The sequence below is a fragment of the Coprococcus sp. HCN-4056 genome (assembly GCF_037892645.1).
GTDB lineage: Bacteria > Bacillota > Clostridia > Lachnospirales > Lachnospiraceae > Coprococcus > Coprococcus ammoniilyticus.
Genome location: NZ_JBBKBL010000005.1, coordinates 219,960 through 236,721, shown reverse-complemented (window position 1 = coordinate 236,721; position 16,762 = coordinate 219,960). Strand labels below are relative to the sequence as shown.

Here is a 16,762-nt window from a genome sequence, read left to right as displayed (position 1 = left end):
ACATGGAAAAGAAATATGATGTTGTGGCTCTTGGTGAATTCCTGATAGACTTTACCCCTGCCGGAAGCACTGATTCCGGGATGAAGCTCTTCGAGCAGAATCCCGGAGGCGCTCCGGTAAATATGCTCACGGCAGTCAGCAAGGCCGGACTTAAGACCGCGTTTATAGGAAAGGTCGGGGATGACATGCATGGCAATTTCCTTATTGAGACGGCAAAGCAGGCAGGGATAGATACCAGAGGTATAGTTGTCGATGACACGGTATTTACCACTTTGGCATTTGTCACTCTGGATGAGAACGGAGAGCGTGAATTCTCATTTGCCAGAAAGCCGGGAGCGGACACAATGCTCTGTTACAAGGAAGTGGATGCCGACCTGCTAAGAGACACAAAGGTGTTCCATATAGGTTCGCTGTCTCTCACGGATGAACCGGCCAGAACCACCACATTCCAGGCGGTGAGAGAGGCGAGAAAATACGGAGCGGTGATATCCTATGATCCAAATTACAGAGAGCCGCTGTGGGACAACAGAGAAAATGCGATGGAGAGAATGAAGAGTATTCTCCCATTTGTAGATATAATGAAGCTTTCGGATGAGGAGACGGCACTCCTCACACCATTTGAAGATCCGAAGGAGGCTGCGGAGTATCTCCTTGGAATAGGCGTCAGACTTGTTGCGGTCACCCTGGGAAGTGAGGGTGTGCTGATATGCAGCAGGGATGGCAGCAGAAAAGTTCCTGGATTTGTCAGCCATGTGGTCGACACAACCGGAGCTGGAGATTCGTTCTGGGGGGCATTTGTATCGCAGCTTATAAGGGCGGACAAGAGCCTGGAGGAATTCAGTATAGACGAGCTTGAAGAATTTGCAAGATATGGAAATGCGGTGGCGAGCCTGTGTGTCGAGAAGCGCGGAGGACTCAGATCGATTCCTGAAGAGAGCGAGACATTTGAGAGACTCGCAGTAAAGTAAGTGTACTACAATTTTTCACATAAAATTTTCCCTTAACCCTGAAGACCGGAGAGTTTCCGGTCTTCTTTTTTGTACAATCTAACATTTGGACAGTGTAATCATTCAAAAGTGCATTGACTCATAATTCCATTTCCTATAATATGTGGCTGGTGAACAAAAAAATAATCATATATACCACATATTATTAGGAAGAAGAGATGATAAATTGGGAGGAGAGAAACAGAGCGAAAATACCAGAATCATATAAGGAGTGGCTTAGATTTTCAGGAAAATGTCGTATAGCAGGTAATATAGCAACATTTTGGGGACCGAATGAATTCCATTCTGAATATGTACCAGAAGGATTGGTTATAATTGGGGAAATTAATGGTGATGGAGAAGTGGTGTGCTTTTCAAAGAATGAAGGCGGTTTTGTACGGGTATTTGAAGGGAAAACAACAGAGATTAATGATTTTGCGTGTGTTCTTAAGGAAATAATAAAATTAATGGATGATAAACCTATCTTATCTCAAGAAAGATATTTAGAAATATTGCAGAAAATCAAAGAAAAAAGGATAGGGAGAAAAATAAATAAGCAAGCAGGGACGCAGCAGTAAATGGGTCCCATTTGTGATACAGGCGGAATGCAATAATAAAATGTGATTTTAATAATTATACACACTCATAAAATGTGAAAAATAAGTTAGTAAAAGCTATAATTATGTGATATAGTATTCTGTGAGGAGGTAGAAGTATGTATTTTAAGAGAAAAATAGATGACTTTTTTTTGAATTGGAAAGAAGATATATCGCATAAACCATTAATCATAAAAGGTGCAAGACAGATTGGAAAAACAGAGTCTATATTACATTTTGCAGGTAATGTCTATGCAAATGTTGTATATATAAATTTTGTGTTGGATAAAAGATTTCGTGCAATTGTAAGTGATGGCTATGATGTAGACACGGTAATAAAGAATATTTCTTTGGTTGATCCAAATTTGAAATTTGTTCCTGGGGAGACAGTTATAATTTTTGATGAAATACAGGAATATCCGGATGTAGCCACATGTTTGAAATCATTTAATATAGACAGAAGGTTCGATATTATTTGCAGTGGTTCTATGCTTGGGATTAATTATAAGAAGATTCATAGTAATAGCGTTGGAAACAAAACGGATTATGAAATGTATTCTATGGACTTTGAAGAATTTTTGTGGGCAAAAGGATATACGCAGGAACACATAGATGACATTTTAAGGCATATGATTGAGCTCAAGCCATTTAACGAAACGGAATTAAATGTATATAAGGCATTGTTTCTGGATTACTGTGTATTAGGTGGAATGCCGGATGTAATCAGAGGGTATATAGAAACAGGTACATTTTCCGGATCGACTGCTGTGCAAGAACAGATCAGGCTTGATTATGAGGAGGATGTTCGTAAATATGCAGAAGGGCTGGATCAGGCAAAAATCATAAGTGTATATAGAAGTGTGCCCTCTCAGTTAGCGAAAGAAAATAAGAAGTTTCAGTTTAATAAAATAGATAAAAATGCCAGATCAAGGGAATATACCGGTTGCATTGAATGGTTAATTGATGCAGGAGTTATTATAGAGTGTCAGTGCCTTGGGTATCCTGAGCTGCCACTTAAAGGAAATGTAGATGAAGGAAAATTTAAGTTGTATTATCCGGATACGGGATTACTGATTTCTGCACTTGATGAAGAAGCACAGGAGGATTTACGTGTAAATAAGAACCTTGGTGTTTATAAGGGCGCGTTATATGAAAATTTTGTAGCTGAAGCCTTTATTAAACAGAAATTGGGGTTATTTTACTATAAAAAAGAAAACTCAACTTTAGAGGAAGATTTTTTTGTCAGATCAAAAAGTGAGTTGCTGCCGGTAGAAGTTAAATCAAACAACGCCAGATCAAAATCTTTGTCTTCGCTGATAAAAAATGAAAATTACAGTGATATAAAAAACGGAATTAAGCTTGGTGATTTTAATGTTGGATATGTAAACAATATATATACGTTTCCGTATTTCTGTGCATTTATGATTAAGGCATTTGTAAAAAAATTGGATTAAAAGTATAGTGTAATCTTTATGGAATTTCATTAGGCTTATTTGATTTTGCGAATAAGGCTTTTCTTAAGTGGGTGAAGGCTGATAAGGATGATTTAGATGGAGAAATAATAATGCAGATATTTGTTGATGCAGATGCGTGTCCGGTAGTGGACATTGTTGAGACGATCGCAGAAAAATATAATATACCAACTACACTTTTGTGTGACACGAACCATGTGCTGTATTCTGATTACAGTGAAGTTATAGTGGTTGGTGCCGGTGCGGATGCAGTAGATTATAAGCTGATCAGCATATGCCATAAAGGGGATATCGTAGTGTCACAGGATTATGGCGTTGCTGCCATGGCACTTGGTAAAGGAGCATATGCCATTCATCAATCCGGTAAGTGGTATACAAATGAAAATATTGACCAGATGCTGATGGAACGGCATCTTAACAAGAAAGCAAGGCGAAGTTCTCATAAGCATCATATGAAAGGACCGAGGAAACGTACAGAAGATGATGATTTACGTTTTGCTCAATCCTTTGAAAAACTCATACGGATGGCAAAGGCAAATGAAGGCAGTTCGAAGGAAAATGATGAACAAAGAAAATAGTTGCATGGCTATTTCTATATTGTATATTTGTTTGTAAAATGGAAAAATGAAGCTGAGAATGATGGCTGGTTGCTGATCATAGCGTGATGTGATCATATATGAGCTTTTCGGACGGACAGAGTAAGAAGTATCAGGTTTCCACCAGCGGCAGTAATACTCTGACGGTGAAGATCTCGTCTTTTGCAAAGAACTGGAACTGACCATGATAGGAGTCTGTGATCGCAGCAATATTCTTAGTTCCGAAACCATGTCCTGTCTGCGTGGAGACAGGCAGCCCATTTTGAAAAGCAACCGTTCCGATAAACGGATTGCTGATCTGGATCAGAAGCGTCTGATTCCGTTCGGCGAGCTGAACCTGTATGAATTTTTCCTCTGTTTCGATCGATGCATGGAGCGCATTTTCCAGAGCATTTGACAGAATCGCACATAGCTTTGTGTCGGACAGAGGAAGTTCCGCAGGGATAGAAGCCTGAACCAGCAGGGAGATGCCCTCTGATTCCGCTTTGGTATCATAGGCGGACAGAAGCAGATTGATCAGCTCGTTTGAACAGAAGCGTTTTGGAGTGATCGCATCTAAGTCGGATTGGGCGGTTTGTATATATTCCTGAATCTTATCCAGATTCCCGGTTCCTGCAAGTGCCTGCAAATAAGTAAAATGATGGCGCATATCATGACGGTAGGAGGCTGCCTGTGTCTGCATGGTGCGCATATGATTCAGATCAATGGCAGCATGTGTAAGCTGCATATGAAGAGATTCTGCCAGGCGTTCTGCCTGTTCCTGTTCTTCCAGTTTATGATAATAATAAAAGATAAAAACAAAATAGAAAATGCAGCAAATGGACGGCATAAACTGAACTACAAATTCGTTGCTGGTATAAAGCATATCGGTATAAATCGTAGAGGCATAATCGAAAAGATAGTAGCAGAGAGGAAGGATGCCAAGAATATAGACGGATTTATTTGCTTTTGGCATAAAATGCTGCGCCAGATTTGATTCATAGTGGTATAGGAAATAAAAGGTTACAAAGGCACATCCTACATAAACGATCGTATAGATGATCTTATTGTCAGAAAATAAGCGAACCGCCAGCCCGCACCAGAGAGGGATCTGACAACACATATAGGCAGTCAAGACACTGACGATCGAAGTGATCCATGAGCATTTGTATATCAGCCAGAGAAAAAGCACCAACGGAAGATGTACAACGACCGGATACAGCCCTCGGGAAATCTCCTGTCCGAAGACTGCGAAAGAAATGATCTGAAGTATTCCGTCGAGGGCACAGAAAACAGACAGAGTGAGTATGTTTTTCCGGTTAAAAGGAACACCGGTAAAACATACGCTTGCTACTGTACCAAAGAGGAATACGGTAATAAAATAAATACTGTCGCAGAGAAAACTCATATCATTGTCTCCTTATTATTTCCCAAAAGAGTTTGTATAGGCAAAATTTAAAAACTGTTCCGAAATCTTCGTGTAGTTATTTCTGGAAAGTGGAATCTTCTGACCGTCTGTCAGGATGATATCGCTTTTCGTAACATATTGAATGTAATGCATATTTACCGCATAAGAACGGTGTGGATATATAAAGTCCGGATAGGCTTTCAGAATATCCTGAAATTCCGTAAAGGTCATTACGGCAGAGATTATGGTCTGATCTGCCAGATGTAAGGTGATGGTTCTGTGTGTGACCTCACCATAGACCAGAGAGGATACCCGGATCCGGCTGTACTGCTTCTCTGTCGTATAAATGATGAAGCTTGCGGTATCTTTCTCATCCAGTTCGGCAAGAATGGAATCTATGGAGGCAAAAAATTTTTCTTCGGTTACCGGTTTTAACAGATAGTTCTGGGCTTTTACTTCGTAGCTGTCTACCGCATATTCCGGAGAACTTGTCAGGAATATGATTTCGGTATCTGTTCCGGAGGCTCTGATATTTCTCGCAATTTCAATTCCGTTCTCTCCTGGCATTAAAATGTCCAGGATCGTAATATCAAATCGTTTTCCCTGATCAATGGCATCTAGTAATGAGAAGCCATTTTGAAATATATGAATCTGAAGCGGTGTGGCATGAAGCTCCTGATATCGTTTGAAAAGCGCTGCCAGTATCTGCCGTTCCTGTTTGCTGTCGTCACAAATCGCTATATGTATCAAAAAATCTACTCCTTATCATGGCTTAACAAATATATGATAAGCCGGTCGTTGATCGTCATTTGTACAGGCGTACTCATTGACCTGAGTTCATTATAGCATAGTTCTGATCAAATCGACGGACATTTCATGCACATATAGTGACATTTCATGTAGCGGATGCAAAAAAATGAAATCTGTTGTAGAATGCGGAGCTGCTTCATGATAGACTGAAAATATCAAGAGAATTCAGATCAATGGAGGATTAATAATGGGAAAAGTACGATTCAATGATAATACAGAAATAGTTGCAGCTGTAAAAGAAGGACTAAAAAGGAAGGATGGATATTGTCCGTGCAGGCTTGAAAAAATACCGGAGAATAAATGTATCTGTAAGGAATTCCGGGATCAGATCAATGATCCGGAGTTTGAGGGATACTGCCATTGTCAGTTATATTACAAAGAAAAGTAAACTAATATATGAATTATTATTAGAACAGACAAACCTGTTCGTCAAAATAAACATTAAAATATTAATAAATCCAAAAAAATTGATAATAAATCCAAAAATATTCTATTCTTTCTTTCTACTTGTCACATTATAATGAATTTAGTCAATGAGACAGAGCGAAAAATAAACAAAATGTACAAACAGGAGGAATGAAATATGAGAAAGAAAAAAATTATAGCTGTCGTTGCAGCAGCAACACTTGCATTATCAATGGTAGGATGTGGATCAGGCGGATCAGGCGGATCAGGCGGAAGTAGCTCAAGCGGAGTTGCAAACAAGGATAAGCCACTTTGCTGGTTCAACCGTCAGCCATCCAACAGCTCAACAGGAGAACTTGATAAGGAAGCATTAAGCTTCAACAAAGATACTTATTATGTAGGCTTCGATGCTAATCAGGGTGCTGAGCTTCAGGGCCAGATGGTACTTGATTATATCAAAGCAAATGCAGCAACAATCGACCGTAACGGTGATGGCGTTATCGGATACGTTTTAGCAATCGGTGATATCGGACACAATGACTCAATCGCTCGTACTCGTGGTGTTCGTTCAGCACTTGGCACAGGAGTTGATGCAAATGGTGCAGTTGATTCAACACCTGCAGGTACAAACGTAGACGGATCAGCAAAAGTTGTTCAGGATGCAAAGCTTGATGTAGATGGTAAGACATATACAATCCGTGAGCTTGCTTCACAGGAAATGAAGAACTCAGCAGGTGCTACATGGGATGCAGCAACAGCAGGAAACGCTATCGGAACATGGACAGCTTCATTCGGTGATCAGATTGATGTAGTTGTTTCAAATAACGATGGTATGGGAATGTCAATGTTCAATGCATGGGCAAAGGATAACAAGGTTCCTACATTTGGATACGATGCTAACAGCGATGCAGTAGCAGCTATTGCAGAAGGTTACGGCGGAACAATTTCACAGCATGCAGATGTTCAGGCTTACTTAACACTCAGAGTTCTTCGTAACGCACTTGATGGTGTAGACGTTGATACAGGTATTGGCACAGCAGATGAAGCTGGTAACTGCTTAACAGAAGGTGAAGATTACAGATACAGCGAAGAAGAAAGATCATACTACGCATTAAATGTAGCAGTAACTGCTGAAAACTATCAGGATTTCACAGATTCAACAAAGGTTTATGACAAGGTTTCAAAACAGCTTGATTCAAGCAAGAGCCCAACAAAGAAAGTATGGCTTGATATCTACAACGCTTCAGATAACTTCTTAAGCTCAACATACCAGCCACTTCTTGAGAATTACGATGATCTGCTCAACCTGAAAGTAGATTACATCGGTGGTGATGGTCAGACAGAGTCCAACATTACAAACCGTCTTGGTAACCCGGGCGAATATGACGCATTTGCGATCAACATGGTTAAGACAGATAATGCAGCATCATACACAACACTTCTTAACAAATAAGATAACGGATCGGCAGGCAATAATGATTTAACTCAGAGGGGTGTCAGATACAAGATTTGATACCCTTCTTTTACTAAGAAAGGGAAGTAGAGATATGGCAGAAGATAAGAATAAATACATCTTATCGATTCAGGGCATGAGCAAGTCATTCGGTAGAAACAAGGTTCTGGATCACATTAACCTGAATGTGAAACCGGGCTCGATCATGGGTCTTATGGGTGAGAACGGTGCCGGAAAATCGACAATGATGAAATGTCTCTTCGGAACCTATCAGAAGGACGAAGGAACTATAATATTAGATGGTAAAGAAGTAAACTTCTCAGGTCCAAAGGATGCCCTTGAAAACGGAGTTGCAATGGTTCATCAGGAGCTTAACCAGTGTCTTGAAAGAAGCGTTGTGGACAACCTGTTCCTGGGACGTTACCCAAAGAATTCCCTCGGTGTGATCGATGAGGGCAGAATGAAAAAAGAAGCTTCGGATTTGTTCAGAAAGCTCGGTATTACCGTAAATCTGACACAGCCGATGAAGAAAATGTCAGTATCGCAGCGTCAGATGTGTGAGATCGCAAAGGCTATTTCTTACAACTCAAAAGTAATTGTACTTGATGAGCCTACATCCTCACTGACAGCACCTGAGGTTGCAAAGCTGTTCAAGATGATGAGACAGTTAAAAGAGCAGGGAATTTCCCTGATTTATATATCACATAAAATGGATGAGATCTTCGAGATCTGTGACCAGATATCCGTTCTTCGAGATGGTAGTCTGGTAATGACAAAAGACAGTAAGGACACAAACATGAACGAACTGATCTCCGCAATGGTTGGTCGTTCTCTTGACAATAGATTTCCACCTGTAGACAATGAGCCCGGTGAGACAGTTCTCTCCGTACAGAACCTGTCAACAAAGTATGCACCAAAGCTCCAGAACATCACATTTGATGTTAAGAAGGGTGAGATTTTCGGACTGTATGGTCTGGTAGGTGCAGGTCGTACAGAGCTCCTTGAAACCATATTCGGTATGCGTACAAGAGCAGCAGGAAATGTACTTTATAACGGCAAGATGATGAACTTCTCATCACCAAAGGATGCCATGGATCATGGTTTTGCCCTGATCACAGAGGAAAGAAAAGCAAACGGACTTTTCCTGAAAGCAGATATCACATTTAATACAACAATTGCAAATATGAATCACTATAAGAGCGGAATCGCACTTAGCCATGACGATATGGTTCGTGCAACCGCAGAGGAGATCAAGGTCATGCATACAAAATGTATGGGACCGGATGATATGATCGCAAACCTCTCCGGTGGTAACCAGCAGAAGGTTATCTTCGGTAAATGGCTGGAGCGTTCTCCTAATGTATTTATGATGGATGATCCTACAAGAGGTATCGATGTAGGGGCCAAGTACGAGATCTATGAACTGATCATCAATATGGCAAAGCAAGGTAAAACGATTATCGTTGTATCCTCAGAGATGCCTGAGATCCTTGGTATCACAAACCGTATCGGTGTTATGTCGAACGGTCATCTTGCAGGAATCGTAAATACAAAAGAGACCAACCAGGAAGAATTATTAAGACTTAGTGCGAAATATTTGTAATAGAGAGGAGTTTTGGTTATGGCAGATAAAAGTAAGATCCTTTCGGCCGATGCAGAAGCAGCGCTTTTGAAGCCGATTGATGAATATGTAGGAAAAATACAGTCACAGATCGATGCACTCCGTGTAGACGGATCTGACAAGGTTCAGAGCTATAAGAACCAGATTGCAATTGCGAAGGAAGACAAGAACTTATCAAAGGATGAGAGAGCAAAAGCAGTTGCAGCAGCAAAGTCTGGACTTGAAAAGGCAAAGAGCGTGGAAGCAGCAAACAAGGATAAGGTATCCAAGTTGATCGCAGAAGCAGAAAAGTACCTTTCCGAGAATTATAACAGCAAATATTATGATAAAGTAGTTGCAAGCTGCGAGGCAGAAAAAGCAGCAGAAAATGAAGCTTATGAGAAGGTTCGTGCAACGATCAAGACAGAGCACGAACAGACACTTGCCAAGCTGTCCGCTGCAGACGAGATCAAAGATGAGAAATATGTATATAAGAACAGATTATTTGATGCACAGATGTCTCACGAATCCAGATTACAGGAGATCAAGGACAGAAAGCATGATGCATTTGCACATAAGTTCCATCTGATCGACCTCTTACGGATGTCCAAATACACATTTGGTCAGAAGCAGGCTCAGAAGATCGAGAATTACAAATACACATTTAATACATCCCAGTTCCTTTATAAGAACGGTCTGTATATCGTAATCATCCTGATCTTCATTGCACTTTGTATTATCACACCAATCGTTAAGAATACACAGTTATTAACCGTTACCAATATCCTGAATATCTTACAGCAGGCATCTCCTCGAATGTTCCTTGCACTCGGTGTTGCCGGTTTGATCTTACTTACAGGTACTGACCTTTCCATCGGACGTATGGTAGGTATGGGTATGGTTACAGCAACTATCATCATGCATAACGGCCCTAACACAGGTGGCGTATTCGGACATATCTTTGATTTCTCAAATATTCCGGCCGCTCCTAGAGCAATTTTTGCACTGGTAGCCTGTGTAATTCTTACAACAGTATTTGCAAGTATCGCAGGTTTCTTCATGGCGAAGTACAAGATGCATCCATTCATCTCAACCATGGCTAACATGCTGATTATCTTTGGTTTAGTAACATACGCAACAAAGGGTGTATCATTCGGTGCGATTGATTCTTCAATCCCTACCATGTTCATCCCTACATTTGGCAGCTTCCCATCGATTATTCTTTGGGCGATCGTAGCAATCATTGTTGTATGGTTCATCTGGAACAAGACAACATTTGGTAAGAATCTGTACGCTGTAGGTGGAAACCCGGAAGCAGCAGCAGTTTCAGGTATCTCAGTATTCAAAGTAACACTTGGCGCATTCATCCTTGCAGGTATCCTTTACGGATTCGGTTCATGGCTTGAATGTAACAGAATGGTAGGTTCCGGTAGTGCCGCTTATGGACAGGGCTGGGATATGGATGCCATTGCAGCCTGTGTAGTTGGTGGTGTATCATTTACAGGTGGTATCGGTAAGATCTCCGGCGTTGTAACTGGTGTACTTATCTTCACATCATTAACATACTCACTTACAATCCTTGGTATTGATACAAACCTTCAGTTCATTTTCGAAGGTATCATCATCCTTGCGGCTGTAACTCTTGACTGTCTCAAGTATGTACAGAAGAAGTAAGGAAATGTAATAATCGCTCACAAAAAAACGATATAAATCAAAAGCCGCTCCGTTCGTCTTTGATGTGCTTTCTGTCAGGCTGACAGATGCAAGTTCCAGACTGAACGGAGCGGCTTTTAAAATATCAGGAGTACGCTGTTATTTTATTTGGATATATATATGGTAAAACGGGATTTTGGGGTTCATTCTGAACGTGGATTTGTTATAATAAGGAACAGATAGAAAGAATAGAAGAGGAATGAGATATGGATAATTATAAAGTGGTACTCGTCGATGATGAGGTGGAAGTAATCGATGCGATCGAACAGAGGATTCATTGGGATATATTAGGATTTGAAGTTGTTGGAAGTGCGACAAACGGCGTGAAAGCTCTGGAGCTTGTGGAGAAGCAGCAGCCGGATGTCGTGATAACCGATATCAAGATGCCATATATGGATGGACTGGAGCTTGCCAGAAGATTGAATAAAGAATATCAGAATATCCATATCATCATTTTTACAGGATTTGATGAGTTTGAATATGCGAAGGAAGCTGTTCATCTGGAAGTAGAGGAATATATGCTGAAGCCGATCAATGCTCTGGAGCTTACGGAATGTATGAAACGGTTGAAAAAGACTCTGGATAAGGAGAGAGAAGAACGTCTGAATGTAACAAAGCTTGAGAATTATCTGAAGGATTCCCTTCCGGTGCTTCAGACGAATCTGTTTGTTTCGTTGATCGAGGGTCGTGTAAATGAAGAATATTGCGAGAAGTTTTTGAAAGCGTATCAGATTGATATGAAAGGACCGTATTATTGCTGCGCGATCTTTCATACCTCGGAGCATCATGTTCCGGATGGTATGAATCCATTGCTGCTTGCCATGTCAGTCGAGCATGAGATCAAGGATCGTTTAGCACCGGAATGGAAGAATCATATGTTCACATATCTGGGAAATGCACTTATGATCATAGAACTGGAAACGGAAGAAATGGTAGTTGCATTTACAGATGCCTGTGACCGATTCTGCAAATGGGCATATCGTGTTATGGGAGCTGTTGTGACTGCGGGAATCGGAAGAGTCTGTGATAATCTGATCAGCGTTAATTCTTCTTATGATGGAGCAAGAGAAGCAGTTTCTTATCGTGTATTATATGGAACGAGCCGTGCGATCAATATTGGTGAGATTGCACCGAAGGAGCAGGAGATCCTGATCCAGCCGGAGGATACAAAGATGCATGATCTGTTCAAGGCTATTCATCTGGGAGTACCGGAGACACTTGAACAGTCGGTGCGGAAGGAAGTGGAGAAGCTTCATAATAATGCGCAGACCGTGAACCAGTATAACCTTGCGATCATGGAGATGGTGGGAGCATTTTATCGATTCTGTGCTAATAATTTTATAGATTTTAATGAGTTTTGCGGTAATGTCGGAAATCCATACGAACGTGTACCGGAGATGGATGAAAGCACATTAACCGCGTGGATGATCGATTCGGCAAAAGCCATCAGTGAGGAGCTGAAAAATGCCAGAAACAGTACATCGAGACGTATGGTTACAGATGCGCAGAATCTGGTGCATGACAGGTATATGGAGCCGAATCTCTCCTTGGATACCGTGTGCTCGGCACTTGGAGTATCGAATTCTTATTTTTCCAGTGTATTTAAAAAAGAGACAGGAAAAGCATTTGTAACATATCTGACCGATTACCGGATGGATCATGCGGCAGAACTGATTCTCGAAACGAATGAGAAAAGTTATCAGATTGCAGAGCGGGTCGGTTATCTTGATGCAAATTATTTCAGTTATGTATTTAAGAAGCGTTTTGGGGTTTCGCCATCCAAATACAGAACGGAGCATCTGAAAAAATAAAGGATAAATAAGGGGAAGCGTGTTGAAGAATATAAGAAAGAATAAAAAGAAGAAAAATGAAAGTTCTATTATCGGACGTCTTCGGGGGTGGTTTTATCACGGCAGATTTATAGGTTTTGATATTCAGTCGATCATTATGACGGTGCTTACTGCCCTGACGATCATTACAACAGTTATCATGGGGCTGCTGTTGTATAATCGTTTTAAGATGGCGATTAAGCAGACTGCAGTCACGAATACGGAAAATATGGTGGAAAATACTGTTGAAAAGCTGGATGCAGATCTGTTAAATGTGCGTCAGATCACGAATGCGGTGAATTATAATATTATTCAGGAATATGATATTTCCAGCCGGGATTTTAACCGGCAGTTCAGTCTGTTATATGAGATCAATGCCGATAAGATCCAGAGTATGGCGCTATATGATGATAAAGGGAATCTTCTTACGGCAGAACCGGTCACGGTACAGAAGGATGCTGTGGAACCGTCGGAGCAGGACTGGTATCAGGATGCAGAGGCAGATATCGAGAATATTCATTTCTCTATACCGCATATCCAGAATCTGTTTGTCGATGGCACATATCGATATTACTGGGTTGTATCTCTCAGCCGTTCAGTTGATATCAACGATGGTGAGCAGCCGGGAAGTGGTGTCCTTCTGGTCGATATGAAATATTCGGTGATAGAGGATACATTGGCACGGATCAACGATGCGTCAAATGGCATCTATTATTACCTGTGCAGCCGTAATGGTCAGATGATCTATCATCCGCGCGGAACCGATATGGACAGAGGATATTTTAAAGAAGAATATAGGGATGCAGCAACCTATGAGGATGGAACATATGAACTTACGGTCAATGGCAGGACAAGCAATGTGATCGTAAATAGTGTTGCTTATACCGGATGGAAGGTGGTCGGTGTAGTTCCGGAAAGTGTACAGATCGCGAGCATCAACCGGTTCCGGTATTATATTATTACAACGGTTATCATTCTTATGATGATGCTTTTAGGGGTGAACCGTATTATTTCGAAGAAGATATCCAGGCCGATTCTGAAGTTAAATGAATCAGTCAAAGCATATGAGGCAGGTGGTCCGACAGATATCTACATCGGTGGATCGTCCGAGATCCGTCATCTGGGATATTCCGTTCAGAAATCCTATGAACAGATCGAAGCTTTGATGCAGGAGATCATACGGGAACAGACGGAACGAAGAAAGAGTGAGATGGATGCGCTGCAGAGCCAGATCAATCCGCATTTCCTCTACAATACCCTGGAATCCATCACATGGATGGTAGAAGCAAAGAAGAACCTGGATGCGGTGTTTATGATCTCAGAGCTTGCAAAGCTGCTTCGTATCAGTCTGTCAAAGGGCAGAACGGTGATCAGAATATCGGATGAGATCCAACATAGCAGAAGTTATATGAATATTCAAAAAGTTCGATATAAGGAGCGTTTTCAGATCGAATTTGATATTGATGAAGAGATTAATGAGTACTGTACAGTAAAGCTGATCGTTCAGCCGATTCTTGAAAATGCCATTTATTATGGTGTAGGGAATATGGATGAGGATGACGGCGGCAAAATCACGATCCGGGGAGAGAAAAAGGACGACGATATATATATTTCCGTAGAAGATAATGGTATGGGAATGAATGAGGACATTGTAGAGAATATATTAAAAGATAATAACAAAGTACCAAAACATGGTTCAGGTGTCGGTCTGATCAATGTTCATTCAAGAATTCAGTTGATGTTTGGAAATGAATATGGTCTGGAGGTTTACAGTGAGCCGGACGAGGGTACGAGGATTGTGATCCACATACCGGCTATTCCATATACAGAGGAGAATCGGGAACAGCTTGAAACACAAAATTATGGAAAGGGGAGAGTGACAGATGAAGAGAAATAGAATTACTTTCCTCATAGCAGAGCTGATCCTGATTGCCATTGCCGGTATATTTATCAACCGGATTTTTCGGGAAGATAATCCGCAGAAACGTGTGGCAGTTATTCTTCCGGACTCCGGTAATACCAGATGGGAAGGCCTGGTTAATGGACTGAAGCAGTCTGCGCAGGTAAATAACATTCATTTGATCATCTGTAATACAGATGAGATCGTAAGTGCAGATGATGAAAAAGAGCTGATTGATGAACAGCTTGAAAATGACGTGGATGCATTTATCATCTGTCCTGCTCCCGGAACAGATACAAAAGATATGCTTGCGTCTTTGCAGGCGGAGAAAGAGACCTTTGTTCTGATAACGGAGGATGCATATATGGCAGATGACACAGAATCGATCGGATTTGTAACGATAAAGCCGGATAACTATCAGATCGGCTATACTCTCGGCAGGCAGATCATAAAAAATGATACAGATAATCAGGCAGGCAAGAAGGTCGGAGTGATTGTCGGACGGGCAGAGACTGAGGCAAGTGTCAGCCGTGTAAAGGGACTTACCGATGCACTTGCAGGATATAACTGTGAGCTTGTCTGGACGTATAATCAGAATAGCGGTAAAGATACCTGTAAGGCGGTTGATTCCCTGGAAGCGGTTGATTATATAGCAGCTATGGATACAGAAGCTCTTGATACACTCGGTGAAAATGCTGAAAATGGGTATTATAAAGGGGCAGAGATATATGGGGTAGGTACAAGCATGAAGTCCGTTGCCCTGCTTGGTTACAACAAGATTAAATGCCTTGTTGTACCGGATGGGTACAGCATCGGTTATGAGAGTGTAAATGAGATCGCAAAGGAACTTGGACGACCATTATATACATTAAAAAGTCATGAAGAAGCGATACGGGTAATCTATAAGGATGACCTGTTTTCGGAAGAGACAGAAAGGTTTTTATATTCGTATGAATAGAAAGAAAACAAGAAAAATAATAGCCTGTATATGCATATTGGCAGTTATGATGTCTCTGGTATCCTGCGACAGCAGGAAAAATCAGAAAGACAGAACTCTGCGGGTCGGCGTTGTTACATATACGCCGGATGATCCGTTTATCAACGCAATGACAGATATATTGAAGGAGGATCTGAAAGCATTAGAAGCAAGTGATATGAAGGTTATCGTATCAGTCAGAAGCGGAGATAACAGTCAGCAGGAACAGGATGAAGTGGTGGAGGAAATGATCGATGCCGGATGCGATGTACTTTGTGTAAATCTGGTTGATCGAACTGCTCCGTCAAATATTATAAGACTCGCAAGACAGAATAATATTCCGGTGATTTTCTTTAACAGAGAGCCGGTAAGAGAGGATCTGCTGCAATGGGATAGGCTGTATTATGTTGGATGTGATGCAGCACAGTCCGGCGAGATGCAGGGTGAGATTGCTGCGGAATATATAAAGAATCATCCGGAGGTGGATCGCAATCAGGATGGTAAGATCCAGTATGTACTCTTAGAAGGTGAAGCCGGACATCAGGATGCGATCAGCCGGACAGACTGTTCGGTAAAGACCATTCTTGAAAATGGTGTGAAGCTTGAGAAACTGACCTATCAGTTTGCAGACTGGAACCGCGCGCAGGCAGAGAACCGAATGAGCCAGTTGATCAGTCAATATGGGGATCAGATAGAGATGGTTATTTCCAATAATGATGAGATGGCACTCGGTGCAGTCGAGGCTTATAAGAATGTCGGATATATGCAGAGTGATTATCCTGTTATCTTCGGTATCGATGGATTAGATGATGCGTTGGAAGCTGTTCGGCTTGGCACTATGCAAGGAACTGTCTATAATGACAGAGAAGCTCAGGCGAGAAAGATTGCACTGATTGCAGTAGCCTTGTTCCGTGGAAATGATGTGAGCGTATTAGGACTTGAGGATGAACGGTATTATATGGCACAGTACCGTAAGGTCGATGTCAATAATGTGGATGAGTTTTTGAAAAAATAACTATGTAGCAGGAGGTTAGCATAA

The 16,762-nt window shown here is 41.3% G+C and carries 14 protein-coding genes; 12 read left to right on the top strand and 2 right to left on the bottom strand.

Going from position 1 to position 16,762, the window contains the following annotated elements; all coding sequences use genetic code 11:
• The first annotated feature begins 2 nt into the window (after nt 1–2).
• The 4 genes from WKT03_RS09425 to WKT03_RS09410 all read left to right on the top strand — a co-directional run bounded on the left by WKT03_RS09425 (nt 3) and on the right by WKT03_RS09410 (nt 3,632).
• On the top strand, nt 3–968 hold the full coding sequence (locus WKT03_RS09425; protein ID WP_173783638.1) for a carbohydrate kinase family protein: 966 nt from the start codon (nt 3–5) through the stop codon (nt 966–968).
• Between the two features lie 197 nt (nt 969–1,165).
• Nucleotides 1,166–1,564 (top strand): SMI1/KNR4 family protein, encoded by a 399-nt coding sequence (locus tag WKT03_RS09420; protein ID WP_340391678.1) that lies wholly within the window; start codon nt 1,166–1,168, stop codon nt 1,562–1,564.
• 137 nt (nt 1,565–1,701) lie between these two features.
• Nucleotides 1,702–3,036 carry an ATP-binding protein gene (locus tag WKT03_RS09415; RefSeq protein WP_340391677.1) on the top strand — a complete coding sequence of 445 codons (1,335 nt, stop codon included), beginning with the start codon at nt 1,702–1,704 and terminating at the stop codon, nt 3,034–3,036.
• A gap of 110 nt (nt 3,037–3,146) precedes the next feature.
• Nucleotides 3,147–3,632: a YaiI/YqxD family protein gene (locus WKT03_RS09410; protein WP_117808614.1), complete on the top strand. Its 486-nt coding sequence runs from the start codon at nt 3,147–3,149 to the stop codon at nt 3,630–3,632.
• Nucleotides 3,633–3,762: 130 nt separating this feature from the next.
• Here the strand turns inward: WKT03_RS09410 and WKT03_RS09405 are convergent, their stop codons facing one another.
• Both WKT03_RS09405 and WKT03_RS09400 read right to left on the bottom strand, forming a co-directional pair.
• Nucleotides 3,763–5,037: a sensor histidine kinase gene (locus WKT03_RS09405; RefSeq protein WP_340391675.1), complete on the bottom strand. Its 1,275-nt coding sequence runs from the start codon at nt 5,035–5,037 to the stop codon at nt 3,763–3,765.
• Nucleotides 5,038–5,052: 15 nt separating this feature from the next.
• Nucleotides 5,053–5,787: a LytR/AlgR family response regulator transcription factor gene (locus tag WKT03_RS09400; RefSeq protein WP_340391673.1), complete on the bottom strand. Its 735-nt coding sequence runs from the start codon at nt 5,785–5,787 to the stop codon at nt 5,053–5,055.
• A 247-nt stretch (nt 5,788–6,034) separates the two neighbouring features.
• Between WKT03_RS09400 and WKT03_RS09395 the strand changes: the two genes are divergently transcribed.
• From WKT03_RS09395 to WKT03_RS09360, 8 genes are all read left to right on the top strand, one after another.
• A complete protein-coding gene (locus WKT03_RS09395) occupies nt 6,035–6,235 on the top strand; it encodes a Ferredoxin thioredoxin reductase subunit beta (protein ID WP_021944545.1) in 201 nt (66 codons plus the stop codon).
• Between the two features lie 195 nt (nt 6,236–6,430).
• Nucleotides 6,431–7,705: a substrate-binding domain-containing protein gene (locus tag WKT03_RS09390; RefSeq protein WP_118675499.1), complete on the top strand. Its 1,275-nt coding sequence runs from the start codon at nt 6,431–6,433 to the stop codon at nt 7,703–7,705.
• 94 nt (nt 7,706–7,799) lie between these two features.
• Nucleotides 7,800–9,308, top strand: coding sequence for a sugar ABC transporter ATP-binding protein (locus WKT03_RS09385; protein WP_008402285.1), 1,509 nt, complete (start codon nt 7,800–7,802; stop codon nt 9,306–9,308).
• 18 nt (nt 9,309–9,326) lie between these two features.
• The gene (locus WKT03_RS09380) at nt 9,327–10,979 is read left to right on the top strand and encodes a galactose/methyl galactoside ABC transporter permease MglC (protein ID WP_340391670.1); all 1,653 of its coding nucleotides are present in this window, start codon (nt 9,327–9,329) and stop codon (nt 10,977–10,979) included.
• Between the two features lie 245 nt (nt 10,980–11,224).
• Entirely contained in the window at nt 11,225–12,829 is a 1,605-nt protein-coding gene (locus tag WKT03_RS09375) for a response regulator (protein WP_021944542.1), read from the top strand.
• A gap of 136 nt (nt 12,830–12,965) precedes the next feature.
• The gene (locus WKT03_RS09370) at nt 12,966–14,744 is read left to right on the top strand and encodes a sensor histidine kinase (RefSeq protein ID WP_243863416.1); all 1,779 of its coding nucleotides are present in this window, start codon (nt 12,966–12,968) and stop codon (nt 14,742–14,744) included.
• Entirely contained in the window at nt 14,731–15,705 is a 975-nt protein-coding gene (locus WKT03_RS09365) for a sugar ABC transporter substrate-binding protein (protein WP_340391669.1), read from the top strand. The genes WKT03_RS09370 and WKT03_RS09365 overlap by 14 nt, the downstream gene beginning before the upstream one ends.
• Entirely contained in the window at nt 15,698–16,738 is a 1,041-nt protein-coding gene (locus tag WKT03_RS09360; protein WP_021944539.1) for a galactose ABC transporter substrate-binding protein, read from the top strand. Before WKT03_RS09365 ends, WKT03_RS09360 begins: the two co-directional genes overlap by 8 nt.
• The last annotated feature ends 24 nt before the right edge of the window (nt 16,739–16,762 follow it).

Excerpts from the sequence above, each read along its gene's own strand:
- WKT03_RS09390 (WP_118675499.1), top strand. The coding sequence starts at position 6,431 with ATGAGAAAGAAAAAAATTATAGCTGTCGTTGCAGCAGCAACACTTGCA.
- WKT03_RS09385 (WP_008402285.1), top strand. The coding sequence starts at position 7,800 with ATGGCAGAAGATAAGAATAAATACATCTTATCGATTCAGGGCATGAGC.
- WKT03_RS09405 (WP_340391675.1), bottom strand. The coding sequence starts at position 5,037 with ATGAGTTTTCTCTGCGACAGTATTTATTTTATTACCGTATTCCTCTTT.
- WKT03_RS09425 (WP_173783638.1), top strand. The coding sequence starts at position 3 with ATGGAAAAGAAATATGATGTTGTGGCTCTTGGTGAATTCCTGATAGAC.
- WKT03_RS09365 (WP_340391669.1), top strand. The coding sequence starts at position 14,731 with ATGAAGAGAAATAGAATTACTTTCCTCATAGCAGAGCTGATCCTGATT.
- WKT03_RS09410 (WP_117808614.1), top strand. The coding sequence starts at position 3,147 with ATGCAGATATTTGTTGATGCAGATGCGTGTCCGGTAGTGGACATTGTT.
- WKT03_RS09370 (WP_243863416.1), top strand. The coding sequence starts at position 12,966 with ATGACGGTGCTTACTGCCCTGACGATCATTACAACAGTTATCATGGGG.
- WKT03_RS09415 (WP_340391677.1), top strand. The coding sequence starts at position 1,702 with ATGTATTTTAAGAGAAAAATAGATGACTTTTTTTTGAATTGGAAAGAA.
- WKT03_RS09375 (WP_021944542.1), top strand. The coding sequence starts at position 11,225 with ATGGATAATTATAAAGTGGTACTCGTCGATGATGAGGTGGAAGTAATC.
- WKT03_RS09395 (WP_021944545.1), top strand. The coding sequence starts at position 6,035 with ATGGGAAAAGTACGATTCAATGATAATACAGAAATAGTTGCAGCTGTA.
- WKT03_RS09360 (WP_021944539.1), top strand. The coding sequence starts at position 15,698 with ATGAATAGAAAGAAAACAAGAAAAATAATAGCCTGTATATGCATATTG.
- WKT03_RS09380 (WP_340391670.1), top strand. The coding sequence starts at position 9,327 with ATGGCAGATAAAAGTAAGATCCTTTCGGCCGATGCAGAAGCAGCGCTT.
- WKT03_RS09420 (WP_340391678.1), top strand. The coding sequence starts at position 1,166 with ATGATAAATTGGGAGGAGAGAAACAGAGCGAAAATACCAGAATCATAT.